9 protein-coding genes are annotated in these 14,034 nt (G+C 32.8%); 5 read left to right on the forward strand and 4 right to left on the reverse strand.

The window, feature by feature from the left end; translation table 11 throughout:
• Window positions 1-3 precede the first annotated feature (3 nt).
• Together RG22_RS11690 and RG22_RS11695 are read left to right on the forward strand one after the other, a co-directional pair.
• The gene (locus RG22_RS11690; protein WP_034043428.1) at window positions 4-714 is read left to right on the forward strand and encodes an ion transporter; all 711 of its coding nucleotides are present in this window, start codon (window positions 4-6) and stop codon (window positions 712-714) included.
• A gap of 92 nt (window positions 715-806) precedes the next feature.
• Complete coding sequence (locus tag RG22_RS11695; RefSeq protein ID WP_034043431.1) at window positions 807-1,328, forward strand: DUF4136 domain-containing protein; 522 nt, start codon at window positions 807-809, stop codon at window positions 1,326-1,328.
• A gap of 2 nt (window positions 1,329-1,330) precedes the next feature.
• On the opposite strand, the gene RG22_RS11700 is transcribed toward RG22_RS11695, so the two are convergent.
• Complete coding sequence (locus RG22_RS11700; RefSeq protein ID WP_034043433.1) at window positions 1,331-2,749, reverse strand: T9SS type A sorting domain-containing protein; 1,419 nt, start codon at window positions 2,747-2,749, stop codon at window positions 1,331-1,333.
• A 1-nt stretch (window position 2,750) separates the two neighbouring features.
• The gene (locus RG22_RS11705; protein ID WP_034043436.1) at window positions 2,751-3,245 is read right to left on the reverse strand and encodes a hypothetical protein; all 495 of its coding nucleotides are present in this window, start codon (window positions 3,243-3,245) and stop codon (window positions 2,751-2,753) included.
• A 165-nt stretch (window positions 3,246-3,410) separates the two neighbouring features.
• Here RG22_RS11705 and RG22_RS11710 point away from each other — a divergent pair, with 165 nt between their 5' ends.
• Window positions 3,411-4,694 carry a hypothetical protein gene (locus RG22_RS11710; RefSeq protein ID WP_034043439.1) on the forward strand — a complete coding sequence of 428 codons (1,284 nt, stop codon included), beginning with the start codon at window positions 3,411-3,413 and terminating at the stop codon, window positions 4,692-4,694.
• A gap of 41 nt (window positions 4,695-4,735) precedes the next feature.
• Here the strand turns inward: RG22_RS11710 and RG22_RS11715 are convergent, their stop codons facing one another.
• Window positions 4,736-5,104 (reverse strand): DoxX family membrane protein, encoded by a 369-nt coding sequence (locus RG22_RS11715; RefSeq protein ID WP_034043442.1) that lies wholly within the window; start codon window positions 5,102-5,104, stop codon window positions 4,736-4,738.
• A 77-nt stretch (window positions 5,105-5,181) separates the two neighbouring features.
• A complete protein-coding gene (locus RG22_RS11720) occupies window positions 5,182-11,286 on the reverse strand; it encodes an alpha-2-macroglobulin family protein (RefSeq protein ID WP_034046028.1) in 6,105 nt (2,034 codons plus the stop codon).
• A gap of 165 nt (window positions 11,287-11,451) precedes the next feature.
• Between RG22_RS11720 and RG22_RS11725 the strand changes: the two genes are divergently transcribed.
• Together RG22_RS11725 and RG22_RS11730 are read left to right on the forward strand one after the other, a co-directional pair.
• Window positions 11,452-12,405, forward strand: a complete 954-nt coding sequence (locus RG22_RS11725; RefSeq protein ID WP_034043444.1) for a tetratricopeptide repeat protein — start codon at window positions 11,452-11,454, stop codon at window positions 12,403-12,405.
• 203 nt (window positions 12,406-12,608) lie between these two features.
• A complete protein-coding gene (locus tag RG22_RS11730) occupies window positions 12,609-13,964 on the forward strand; it encodes a UDP-N-acetylmuramate--L-alanine ligase (protein WP_034043446.1) in 1,356 nt (451 codons plus the stop codon).
• Window positions 13,965-14,034: the final 70 nt, after the last annotated feature.

Below are 14,034 nucleotides of genomic sequence, written 5' to 3' on the forward strand. Positions count from 1 at the left end.
AAGGTGAAGAAACACATTAAAAGTATCGTAGAGATTAATGATAATAAATTAAGTAGATATTTTGCTTTTTTTATTCAAGCACTTATTCTTTTATCGGTTATCACTTTCTCCATTGAAACTATTCCTAATTTAAAGCCTCAAACAAGAACTATTCTTCAATCTATAGAATGGTTTAGTGTTATTGTATTCACTTTAGAATACCTATTAAGAATTTATGTAGCAGACAGCAAACCTAAGTTTGTGTTTAGTTTTTTTGGTATCATAGATTTACTCGCTATTTTACCATTTTATTTGTCTTTTGGTGTCGATTTACGTTCATTAAGAGCATTACGCTTTTTACGCTTATTTAGAATTTTAAAATTGGTGCGTTATAACCGAGCCATGAATCATTTTACAAGAGCAATAAAATCGGCTAAAGAAGAAATTTTTCTATTCATATTTATTACACTCATTTTAATATATTTTTCTGCCGTAGGGATTTATTATTTTGAAAATGAAGCACAACCCGAACATTTTACATCTATATTTGATAGCTTATGGTGGGCAATTATTACGCTTACAACGGTTGGTTATGGTGATGTTTACCCTATTACAGTAGGAGGAAAGGTGTTTACTTTTTTTATTCTCATGATTGGTTTGGGTATTGTTGCCATACCAACAGGTATTATTTCTTCAGCGTTAACAAAGTCTATTGATTCTAAAGAAGAAAAATAAAAACTTATATTTCTAGTAAGTTGTAATGTTAAACTCTTTTAAGTTAGACTGTGTGGAACAATTTTTGATTAATTTTAAGGAAAATAATAGCTATGAAATATCTTAAAATAATTCTTCTATCACTATTAATTGTATCCTGCGCACCTATTCGTGTTAATTACGATTTTGATAAGAGCACAGACTTTTCTAAATACAAAACCTATAATTATTATGCAGATATGAAAACTGGTTTAAGCGATTTAGATACTAAACGTTTTCTGGATGCTTTAGATACAAAAATGAAAGCTAAAGGATTTAGTTTAGCGGAAAAACCAGACTTTTTCATCGATATTAAGAGTAGCGAATTTCAATCAGCACAACGTAATACCGTTGGTGTTGGTTTAGGTGGCGGCGGACGAAATGTTGGTGGTGGTGTATCTATTGGAATTCCTGTTGGGCAAGCTGGTGTTAATCGTCAAATTACTATCGATTTTGTTGATGAAAATGGTAAAGGACTTTTTTGGCAAGCCGTTAGCGAATCTAGTTATACTCCTAACGCATCGCCAGAAAATAGAGAAGCACGTTTAAATGCCATTATAGATAAAGTATTAGTAAATTATCCACCAAAACAATAACTCTAGTTTTTTACAAACCGTTTACTTGTAATAAGTATATGATTTGAATAGGAATTTGCCAAATAAAGACCTTGGCTTAAATGGCTAATATCAACTTCATTGTTTTCGTAATTAGAGATTTTTGTTGATTTTATCTTTTTTCCGTCTAAACTAATAATATCAACTTTTAAGTTTACGGTATTTTTACTTTTAACTTTTAAGTTTAAAATACTGTTAGTAGGGTTAGGGAATAGGGAAATATTAAAATTGTTTTCTTCACTAGTAATATCATCAATACCTAGGGCAGATTTTGTAATAGTCCAAGAGACAGAGTATACATGAAAGGTTTCATGATTATCAACCTTTAAAAGTGTTGTGGTATCATTTAAAACAACAGTTAAGTTGTTAGAACCAACGTTTAAATCGGTTTCAATAATAGAAACATCATCCACATCATTTGCGAAATTTGAAGCGTTTAAAGTCCATGTGCTTTCTAAAGTGTTTGGGATTGGTTTTATTAGATTTAATTGAAAATCGATAGGATAAGTTGAGGTGTTTATTGAATTTGATACAGGTAAATACGAATCAATAGGCGAAATTAAGCTGTGTATTTTTTCAACAATACCTTCTTTACAAACAGGGCAGAAAGGAGCACTTAAGACTCTCATTTTACAATTTTGATGAGGTCTGTACCAAGTAGCAGGGATTCCAGAAGTTCCATAAGGATAAATATAAACACCATTTTCATTTATCCAATTTTTCCATTTAATTAAACTTGAATTTGTTTCTTGAGTCATGTTTATTGCCTCGCCATAAAAAACATCTGGAACTAGGTATTCATCTTTCAAATTAAACATAGAGTGTCCAAGTTCATGAATAGCAATTTGATTAGCAGCCGTATGAGTTGAAGATATGGGGAATTCGCCCCCAGTACCACCATACTCTGAAGAGTTAACAAGTATTAAAACTTGGTCATAAGTTGGGAAATTATCAGCTAAGACAGAATTTATTTTTGATTCTGCACTTGCAGAGTCTGGATAGTCTATTCCGTAGTATAAAGCCCTATGATACCCAAAAGCATCAAAAGTGGCGTTAAAATAGGTGTCAACTGACATTACTGGGATATTATAAGGTTCTGTAACATCGGTAGCAGTAGCAGGATGATCTGCACCACTTTCATTGGATGGGACTTTTATAATATGAACATTAAAATAATTAGTATATTCAGAAAAAGGAGATTGGTTAAACATGTCATTCACAAAACTTATAGCATCAGTTTTAAAGTCGTTTAATTCGCTAGTTTGGTAACCATCACTCAAAATAACCAAGTTTATTCGTTTATCATTATCACCAGAATTTTTTATGGTCTCTTTATCAAAAATTTGGCATTGACCAAAATGATAATTTAAAACTAAAAATAATATGAGTAATTTATATCGCATATTAATAAATTCTTGTGGTAATAAGTGGTTTGCTATTTTGTAGTATATCAACTATTTCGCTTATTACTATAGACTTAGTTTTGCTGTTTAATTGAATTCTTAAAGAAAGTGGTGTGCTATTCAAGTTTAAAACTTTTTTTTCAAATATAAGAGAATCGTTAACAAATTCAACGGTTTTAACTAATGGGTTTTTTATTATAATGCTTTCAATTTCTTTTGATTTTTCATCAAGTTGTATACATTTTAAATCGTTAATACTTCCAGTGTTTATATACTTACTACTATTGCTTTTTAATTTGCCATCAGCAATTTTTTTATTAATAAAACGAATCTTTTTTTTACCAGTATTGCTTACAGAAATTGTATAATTTAAAAAGAGTAGTTTTGGATTTAGTTCTTCAATCGTAGAGTTTTGAATACTATTTTGTTTTGAAGCACACGAATTTATTATTGCAAAAGTAAATAGCGTTACAAGTAAAGCAGTGTTTTGGGACATTAACTTTATCAAAATAAAGGTTTTAATATAAAAACAAAGATAGCAATTAATACGAATAGTTTTTTAAGTTAAAAGCTTGTAAACGAGTTAAGGAACTGTTAATTAATTTAAAGTGTGAATTGAAATATACTATTTTGAAAAAATAATCACTCATAATTGCTTTTTATGGTTAAATCATCTTTAGAAACTAAGTGGTCTCAATTAGAAAAAATAGGTTTCAGGTTTAGTTTTATATATTTCTTATTATTCATTGTTTTTAAAAATAATGGGGCTTATCCGCTTTGGGGAGTAATAATGAAATATCCAACAGCATTAATGCACAAATTTATTCCTTGGGTTGGAGAAAATATTCTTAATCTTTCAGAAAAAATTACAACCTTTACTAATGGTAGTGGTGATACAACTTATGACTATGTAAGTGTTTTTGTAATTTTTATTTTCGCAATTTCTGGTTGTTTAGTTTGGTCAATTGCAGATCGTAACCGCAATAATTACAAAAAACTTTATTATTGGATTACGGTGGCTATTCGGTTTTATGTGGGGTTAATGCTTATTAACTACGGCTTGGTTAAAATTGTAAAGCTACAGTTTCCATATCCAGCATTTTATAGACTAATTGAAACTTACGGCGATTCTTCTCCGATGGGTTTAGCTTGGACATTTTTAGGGTTCTCAAAAGGGTATAATTTATTTATGGGAATTGCTGAAGTTTGCGCGATATTATTATTGTTTAGACGAACCATGACAGCAGGTGCTATTATTACTTTAATGACAGCTTCAAACGTAATGGCGGTAAATTATTTTTACGATGTCCCCGTTAAAATACTGTCAACACATTTAGTTTTAATGACTTTGTTTTTATTATCAAAAGATTTAAAAACATTATTTACATTCTTTTTTACAGGAAAATCTACAAGACTTTCTGTAATAGAACAACCATTATACAGAGATAAAGCATTACCAATTATTTCGAAGGTATTAAAAGGTTTACTTTTAACTTATATTTTAATTTTCGGAATTATTAATTTATCCAAATCACAAAAATTATACGGAGAAAATGCGCCAAAACCTAAATTAAATGGGTTGTTTAAGATTACTCATTTTGAAAAAAATAACGATACTATTTCTACCGATATAAATAATTATGAACGATGGCGATACTTAATTTTAGAAAGAAAAGGAAATGCTCAAATACATAAAATAGATAGGTCTAAAGTTTATTATAAGTCTGAAATAGATACTTTAAAATCTGAAATAAAATTAACTACTTATCAAGATTCAACTGATTCTTTTATAATTAAATATAAAAAAACAGATAAGAAATTTAGTTTTGAAACTATTTATAAAAATGATTCGATAAAAGCCAGTGGAAGAATATTGAAGAAAGAAAACTTTCCCTTAATGAATCGAGGGTTTAATTGGATAAACGAATATCCATTTAATAGATAAAAAAAGGAGCTAAAAAGCCTCCTTTGATTTTATTAAAATTTTTATAACAAGGATTTATAACAGTCTTTATAATTATAAAGCGCTATTATATTTAGTACTAATAATACGATTGCACCGGCGCTATTTGCAGGATCTAGTGTTACATGAAATAATACGGCGTTTACAGAAATACTCATTAATATTAAGCTTAATAGTGCTCCGTATTTGTTAAATATTAAACCTATACCAGCAACAATTTCAACAATGGCAACAAGGTCTATTGTTTTTGTCGAAGTTAAAGCGCCAAAGTAAGCTCCTGCATCAGCAGACATGTCTCCCATTGGGATAAAATGAAAAAACTTGTTTAGCCCAAAGACTAAGACGAAGACTCCAAGAAGTATTCTTAAAACCATTAAAACTTTTGAATTCATAATAATGTATTTATTAGTTAGTAACTTGAAATATAGTAAATTAAAGTTAATTTACTATTCGCTTTGTCGAAAAGGGCTTAGTTAACTAACAAACGAACGCCTTCACTGTGGCTACTAAATTCTGGTGCGTACATGCTTTGTATTGTTGTAATGCCATTACTCATATTGCCTGCATTATTAACTCTTAAATCGTATTCAAACACATAAATGCCTTTTGGCAGATAATCAAAAAAGAAGTTGGTCGAGGTGTCTTTGGTGCTTTCATAATAGCCCAAACCATCTTGCCATTTGTATTTTGAGAGTACGTTTACAGGCTCTAAACCTGCGGCGCGCATGTCTTTCATGTGTACAAATTCCATGGCTCTATCGCTGCGTAATTCTATGCGCACACGAACTAAATCACCAACTTTAACTTTGGTTTCTGTTGTGATTTCTGAAATTTTTTCACCTGTATCTGTATTGGTTTTTAAGAATAGTTTTTTCTTTAATTTTAAAGGTGTTTCTGCTGATGTGATTTTATCTAAATCCTCAAAATATTGCCAGTATAAACTTCCCCAAGCAATACCATTTCCTTTTTTAGTGATTTTTACTTCTGCCATTTCTGGTTTAATTTCTGAGGCATTCCATGTGGTTTTAAAATAGCCTGTTCCGGCTTCAACTTTAACATCCTCTAGTTTTGAAGGCTCTATTTTTTGACCGCCTAAAACCACATCAACCATATCGGTTACACTTAACCAATCGCTACCTTGCAACAATAAAGCGTAAACAGCCTCGGTGGTTGCTTTGGTAGTTTTCCAGCGGTTTGTTTGCTTATTTTTAAGTAACCAAATTTTAAGATTGTCAATGGTTTCGGTGTCGTTTTCAATTTCAGCAAAAGTCTCAATTAATAAGGATTGTGTTTCAATTGGTGCCTGATACCAATACCATGAATTGGTATTTGATTTCCAATACATGCCTAATTCATCAGAAGTGATACTGTTCTCTTTCAACGATTTTAAAATTTTAACTGAGGTCTTTTTATCACCCATTCTATCAACAACTAAAGCCATTAAACCTTTGGCGTACAGCGAGCGTTTTAACCAATATTTCTGAATTTGCCTGTGATAGTATTTAGTAATTTCTTCAACGTCATCAGATTTTTTAATTTCCGGAAAAAAGCTGCGCATGTACAAATAATGCAATTGTGTATAGCTTAAATGATCTTTATTTAAATCGACTTTTGAATCGTATTTTCTAATATCATTGTATTCTTTTGCAAATTCCGCATCCAGATAATTGATGGCTTTTTGAATCATCGAATCTCCACTGTCTATTTGAGTAACATTCAGTTTTTTAAGATGCCCAAAACCGGTAATAATATGTTGGGTTATGTATCGGTTTTCGCGTCCGCCTTTAAACCAAGCCCATCCGCCAGAATGCATTTGATTTTGCTCCAGTTTACGTTTTGCAGATTGCAATTCGTTATTCATTTTGTTTAAATCGAATAATAAAGCGATACGTTTTTTCTGTTCGGTTTCACTTTGTGCATCACGTAACCATGGTGTTTCTTGAATTAAAATAGACTTTAGTTCTTCGTTCTTTTCTAAGTTAGAAAGTAATGCATCGGTATTTCGCCATTGGTTAAAAACCTCTTGAATTCTAGGGTTTGAATTCGCAATATGACTCGCCAAAGCGTTGGCATAATATCTACTAAAAGTTTGTTCGTTACAATCGTACGGGTATTCCATTAAATACGGTAAAGCTTGTACCGCATACCACGCCGGATTGGAGGTCATTTCCAAAGTTAACTTATGGTTTTTTAAAGATGAAGACATGTTCGTTTTCAATTTGTCCAACGTGAATGTTTTGGTTTGGTTACTTCTTACCCACATCGGAAGCGTTTCGGTAACCAACATGCGGTTACTTAAAACGGGCAACGCATTTTGTTCGCCATCGCTAAAATCTCCAGATTTAGCTATTATTTTATATTGAACTGCTTGCACATCATTAGGAATGGATAAATGCCATGACACTTGCGTGTTGTTTTCTTTTTCTACTGAAAAGGCTTGGACGCTGAGGTCACTCGAAGCGTCTTTATTAGTGGTGTCTTCGAGTGCCTCAGACACCAAGATATTCGTAATATCTTTCCCGGAAATGGCATCGGTTAACATTAAAACGGCTTGCCCCGAAAGTTGATTATCGGTTAGGTTCGCAATTTTAGTGCTAATGGTTATGTTATCGCCTTCGCGTAAAAAACGAGGTGCATTTGGTATTACCATCAATTCTTTTTGCGTAACTGTTGTTAAGGTTTTAGTAGCACTTTCTAAAGTTTTAGTGTGCGACAACAATTGTAATTTCCATTGGGTTAATGCTTCAGGTGTTGTAAAACTGAAACTTACGTTGCCATCTTCATCTGTTTTTAACTGCGGAAAGAAAAAAGCAGTTTCTTGAAGGTTTTTACGGATTTTTATGTTGTCGAAGTTTGGTTTTTCTACTTGAATTTTAACACGTTCTTCATTCAACTCAGAGTCTTCTTCTAGTTCTTCTCTAGCATTTAATTGTTCTCCGTAACCAACAACTACAACTTCATCTAAACTAGATTTATCTGCGACTGCCATAACTTCTTTTTCAATTTCAACTCCAGCTATACGACCGCTAAGGGCTTTTATCATATTTCCTGTTTTAAATCTTATCGAATTATAACCAAAACCAAAACCAAACCAATTCAGTTTATCATAATTTTGATGTTGATAATATGTACGAGATCGTTCATTATAAACCCTAAAATTTTGTGTCCCAAAACTCTGTCTAGCATTACTATTATTATATGAATAATACATTGGATTGTCAATTGGGTTGAAACTCCAAGTATGTGGTTTAAACTGATCTAAGCTCGCATCGTACATACTCGCTAATAACTCTGTACTTACTTTGTCGCCTTTTGAACCTTTAATTTTAAAACTCCAGGTTTCATCTGTTCCAGGTTGTAATTTATCTCTAAAGGTTGTGGTTTCAATATCTAAATCGGTTTTAGGGTATGGAACAAATATGTTTAAACCACCCGATTGAAAACTATTAAACGCAGCAAAACTATAGTTAACAGAAAAGCCTCCAATATCGTCGCTTGTTATAGGAATACTAATGGTTTTCCTGTTGTTATTGAGTTGAATAATTTGTGTTTTTATAACTTTATTTTGCTTTTCAATAGAAACGGTAACGTTTAAATTATTCGCTGCCGAAGCCAAAGTTATAATAGCCGTATCGTCAGTATTATATTTAGATTTATTACTTGTGATACTAAACAGTTGATGATCTGCTAAAGTTTTATCGTCATCACTATACAGCGTTGTTTTAATTTCATCTTTTACAATTTGACCAAATTTATCTTTACTTTCTAAAGTGATAATATATTGTCCAGATTTCCATTTTTTAGTTTTACCAAGATTGAGTTTTGTTGTGTTTTCGGTATTAAAAGAGGCTATAAAAACAAGCGGCCCTTTTTTCCAATTATTTGGGTTTTGTTCATTGTTATAAGCGTCGTGCGGAAATAAATCTTTAAAAGCTTCTTTTGTAAAATCCTGATAATCTGGTGCGACCCAAGGTTGATCCCTTAACACCGAACTTGGGGCTAATAATTTGTAAATTTTAACCGTGCCTTTGGCGGGAACAAACTCGCCATTTAGGTTTTTGGTATCGATAGTAATCGCGTGGTCTTTTTTTGTTTTATCCAAAAAATTGGCGATAGACATGTTTGCTGTTAACGCATGATAACCCACATTTACTGTGGTGGTTGTACTATGGGTTTCGCCGTTTAAATCAGTAACATCGGCAGTCACTTCGTATTTAAAAATGGGCAGGCTGCTTTTGTCTACACTTTGGTCGGGTTGTGCTTTAAAGGTAATTTCAAATTCACCTTTGGCGTTTGTTGTGCTTTCGCCATGCGTAATTTCCTGTGGCTCGCTGTTAAACCACGGACGGTACCAAAAATACCAATGCGGATATTCCACTTTGCGATGTACGCGATACACCACTTTGGCATCGGTAATATTGCTGCCTGCATAAGCCAAAGCGTTGCCTTTTATGGTTACCGAATCGTTAACTTTATAGGTTCCGGTTACAGGGTTGAATTTGGTTTCGAACTTTGGGCGTTTGTATTCTTCAACCGAAAAATAGGTGATGCTTTGTGCCTCAGATCCGGATTCGGTATCAAATTCAATATAATACTGTCCGTTTAAACCCGAATTTGGTAAGATAAACTCGCCTGAAACCGAGCCAAAATCATTCGTTTTTAAGTTCAGTACTTTTAACTCTTCGCCATTTGCGTTGTATAAAATGGCATAAACCTTTTCATTCTCTAAAACCTCAGATTTGTTGGCTTCGGTTTTCATGGCAATGCCTTTAAAATAAACGGTTTGTCCGGGTCGGTAAATGCTTCTGTCGGTAAATAAAAAAGATTTGTAGGTTACTTTTTCTTGTTCGTTTTTATTATATTGATAGATGTAATAATCTCCAAAATAAGCCACATTGCTACCGTATTTGACTTTTAAATTGATATCCCGATAACGATTTTTAGATTTGTTGATTTTAATCTGTCCATGCAAATCCGTGGTGTAGTTTTCGGTTTGTTCATTTCTGTTATTGTTTTTTATATAACTAAGTTCAACCTGAGCATTAACAACGGGTTTGCCGTTGTTTCTGTCAATAATTTGAAAGGTTTTATAATCCGTTTTGTCGGTTTCAACCAAAGCCAAATCGGTAACTTGAATGGTGCTAAACGCAAACGTGTTTTCGTCATTTTCTGGTGAAGCAAAAATCAAATAACTGCCGTTGTTGAGTTTTGGTAAAAGGATCTCGGTGGTATGTGTTTGAAAATCGTTTTCATCGCGCAAACCAGTGTTCCATTGGGTTGTGGCTTTTAAGGATTTAATAAAGGCTAATTGCTCGTCTTTTCTATAGGTTGTATTGAATTTTTCTAACTGACTTCTAGAAATTTTATAAATTTTAAATCGTAGCTGATTTAGGTTTTTGTAACGAATCAACAAGCGCGCATCTTTAAGAATGGGCAAGAAATTTTCTGTGGTAATTTGAAGTGATTGCTGCTCAATGAGTTGCTTTAAAATCGCACATTTTTCGGCGCCATTGCTTTTTGGGAATTTAGCAATAACGCTGTTGCAGATAGCAATGGCGTCTTTAGTTTTCCAACGGTTTTCTTCTTTGTTTTTAGGTTGATATTCTAAACCTTGTTGATAGTAAATAGTCGCAATTTCGTAATCATAAAGTGCAGAAACCTCGTGGGAATTTAATCGCTCGCTTTCTGTTTTTAAGGCGTTTAATAAAATGGATTGTTTATCGCTAAAAGTAGCATGCTGAAGTACAAACTTTAAACGATTTATATTTACATCAACTAATGCCAAAGGCGACTTGTCTTTTAAATGAAATCGAATTAAATCTTGATAGATTTTTAATGCGTTCAATTGTAACGACGTAGAATCTTTTGACGCTAATTTTAGGTTTGAAAACGTACTCGTATCACCTAAAAAATCAGGATTGTCAATCTCAAATTTATAAGCAGGTTTGGTAATATGTATTTCGTCGGTTTTATAAAAAAGCAATGCATTATGACTTAAAAAATCGAATAATGTTGGTCTGTAAATTTTAGAACCTTTTTGCTCATTTAAAAGCACATTATAATTGCTTAAAGGTTCTAATTGAAGCATTAATCCATTTTCTAAAGACTTTTGATAATACGTATGAATCTCATTAAAAAGCGTTTGTAAATCCCACGTTCTAAAGTCAACAGCATCTGCTTTCTCTTCAGTTTTCGTTCTGTTATAAAATTGCCATCGGTGTTTGTTAAAATATTGCCAGTACAAATTGGCCAAAATATTTTCAAGGATGTTTTTAGTAGGAAACGAGTTCTGTTCAATTTCATTTTTAAAATCATTGATGATTTTAAGTTGCGAATCTTCCTCTAAAACCAAAACGAACTTGCTTTTAAAAAGCATGGTTTTAATAAGTTGTGGATGGTTTTTATCTTTTTTGGCTTTCGCCGAAATGTCTTCAACAATTTTTAATGCCGATTTTGGCAAGCCTTCAACCTCCAACTTTTCAACTTTGGTCCATAATTCTTGGTAGTCCGGATTTTGAGCCTGTGTAAAATTTGAAAAAAGAATAATCATTAATATAGATAGTGTATGTTTCATTGGTGCTGAATTCATTTCAGTAGGTGTTTTAAATTGTCTCTAAATGTACTTTCAAAAGTTATTCCAAAAAACAATAAATTAGTAATTACTTTTGTTGGTTGAGTGAAGTTAACCATTTTTTAAGTAAAGTGTAATGTTTAACTTTGTATTTTCGACCCAAATGCTATGAACAAGTTTTTGCTTCTACTTTTTTTTCCAACACTCATATTTGGTCAACCCGAATTAGCTGATGTGGACGCCCTTTTTCAAAAAAAAGAATTTGAAAAAGCCGAAGAAATCGTTTCAGATTATTTGCAAAACAATCCCAACAACATAAAAGCCATTGAGTTTTTAGGCGATGCGTACGGGCACCAAAAAAAATGGGACGATGCCATAAACCAATATCAAAAACTTGTAAATATTAATAAAAACAACGCCAATTACCATTATAAATACGGTGGCGCTTTGGGTATGAAAGCCCTGTCCATTAATAAATTAAAAGCCTTGAGCATTATTAGCGATGTGAAAAAGGCTTTTTTAAAAGCCGCCGAATTAGATAAAAATCATATCGATACCCGCTGGGCATTGGTAGAGTTGTATATGCAATTACCTGGTATTTTGGGGGGCAGTAAAAACAAATCATTAGAGTTTGCGCAACAACTTGTAAACCTCTCGAAAGTCGATGGTTATTTAGCAAAAGGTTATGTTTACGAGTATGACGACGAGCCAGAATTGGCCGAAAAATATTATAAAATGGCTATTTCAGAAGGCGGGTCTTTAACCTGTTTTAACAAGTTAACCACGCTTTATGAAAACCAAAATCAGCCTCAAAAAGCCATACAAAATATTGAGGCAGCACAACAAAAACACCAACGTAATGCGCTGCATTATCAAATAGGAAAAGTGGCTGCCGAATATAACACACAGCTTGAAAAAGGCGAAACATGTTTGCAAACCTATATAGCAAATTATTCAGCAAAAGATGGTGTTCCAAAAGCTTGGGCGCACTACCGTTTAGCGCAAATTAATGTGCATCAAAAAAATAAACCTGAAGCTTTAAAATATATAAATTTAGCTATTTCAGAATTGCCAAATATCAAGTCCTTTAAAAAGGAAAAGGAAGAAATTTTGAAGCTTTAGTCTTTGGGTATTACCCTACGGGCTTTTACTACTCGCTTCCTTCTGCGTCGAAACATGTAGCTTAATCCCTAACGCGGGCAAGTTTGCAAAGTATATTTTCAATAAAAAGGTCTTTTTTTGTTTAACATAGTTATTTTCCAATTAAAAAAAATTCGTGTATTCGTGGCAAAAAAGTATCTTTGAAAATCTTCAAAACAAGATAAATGAACGTACATTTTATAGCTATTGGCGGATCAGCAATGCACAATTTAGCCATAGCATTACATAATAAAGGCTACAACGTAACAGGAAGCGACGATGTTATTTACGAACCTTCAAAATCTCGATTAAATGCTAAAGGGTTATTACCAGAAACGTTTGGTTGGTTTCCAGAAAAAATAACAACTAATTTAGATGCTATTGTTTTAGGCATGCACGCCAAAGCTGATAATCCTGAATTATTAAAAGCACAAGAATTAGGCTTGAAAATATACAGTTATCCAGAATTTTTATACGAGCAATCTAAACATAAAACCCGAGTAGTTATTGGTGGGAGTCACGGAAAAACAACTATAACTTCAATGATTTTGCATGTGATGCATTATCATGATAGGGATGTAGATTATATGGTTGGTGCGCAGTTAGAAGGTTTCGATGTGATGGTAAAACTTACCGAAGACAACGATTTTATAGTTTTAGAAGGCGATGAGTATTTAAGCTCGCCCATAGACAGACGACCAAAATTTCATTTGTATAAACCTAATATTGCGCTGTTAAGTGGTATTGCTTGGGACCACATAAACGTGTTTCCAACTTATGAAAATTATGTAGAGCAGTTCAGTATTTTTATAGACTCTATTGTAAAAGGCGGAAGTATTAATTATAACGAAGAAGATACCGAAGTAAAACGTGTTGTTGAAGTTAGCGAAAATACGATACGAAAAATAGCATATCAAACTCCAGAATATACCGTTGAAAACGGGCAAACGCTTTTAGAAACACCAGAAGGCGATTTGCCTATTGAAGTTTTTGGTAAACACAACCTTAATAATTTAGCCGGCGCAAAATGGATTTGTCAGCACATGGGTATTGATGAAGACGATTTTTACGAAGCCATTTCTACCTTTAAAGGGGCTAGTAAGCGCCTAGAAAAAATTGCAGAAAGTAAAACTAGTGTAGCTTTTAAAGATTTTGCGCACTCACCAAGTAAAGTAGAAGCCACAACCAATGCCGTAAAAGAGCAGTATGCTAACCGCACTGTAGTTGCCTGTTTAGAGTTGCATACCTATAGCAGTTTAAATGCTGAATTTTTAAAAGAATATAAAGGCGCTTTAAATGCTGCCGATGTTGCTGTAGTATTTTATTCGCCACATGCTGTTGAAATTAAAAAATTAGACGCCGTAACACACGAGCAAATTGCTAACGCTTTTCAACGAGACGATTTAATTATTTACACCAATCCAGAAGATTTTAAAGCTTTTATATTCTCACAAAACTTCGATAACAAAGCATTGCTTTTAATGAGCTCTGGCGATTATGGTGGATTGGATTTTGATGCTGTAAAAGGGTTGATTGGATAGGTTTGTCTTGCTGAACTTGTTTCAGTATCACATTAATATGTGTTTAATGCTTTGTAGATTCTGTATCAAG

Origin of the sequence: Wocania ichthyoenteri Th78, from assembly GCF_000789235.1 — a bacterium.
GTDB classification, from domain to species: Bacteria; Bacteroidota; Bacteroidia; order Flavobacteriales; family Flavobacteriaceae; genus Wocania_A; species Wocania_A ichthyoenteri.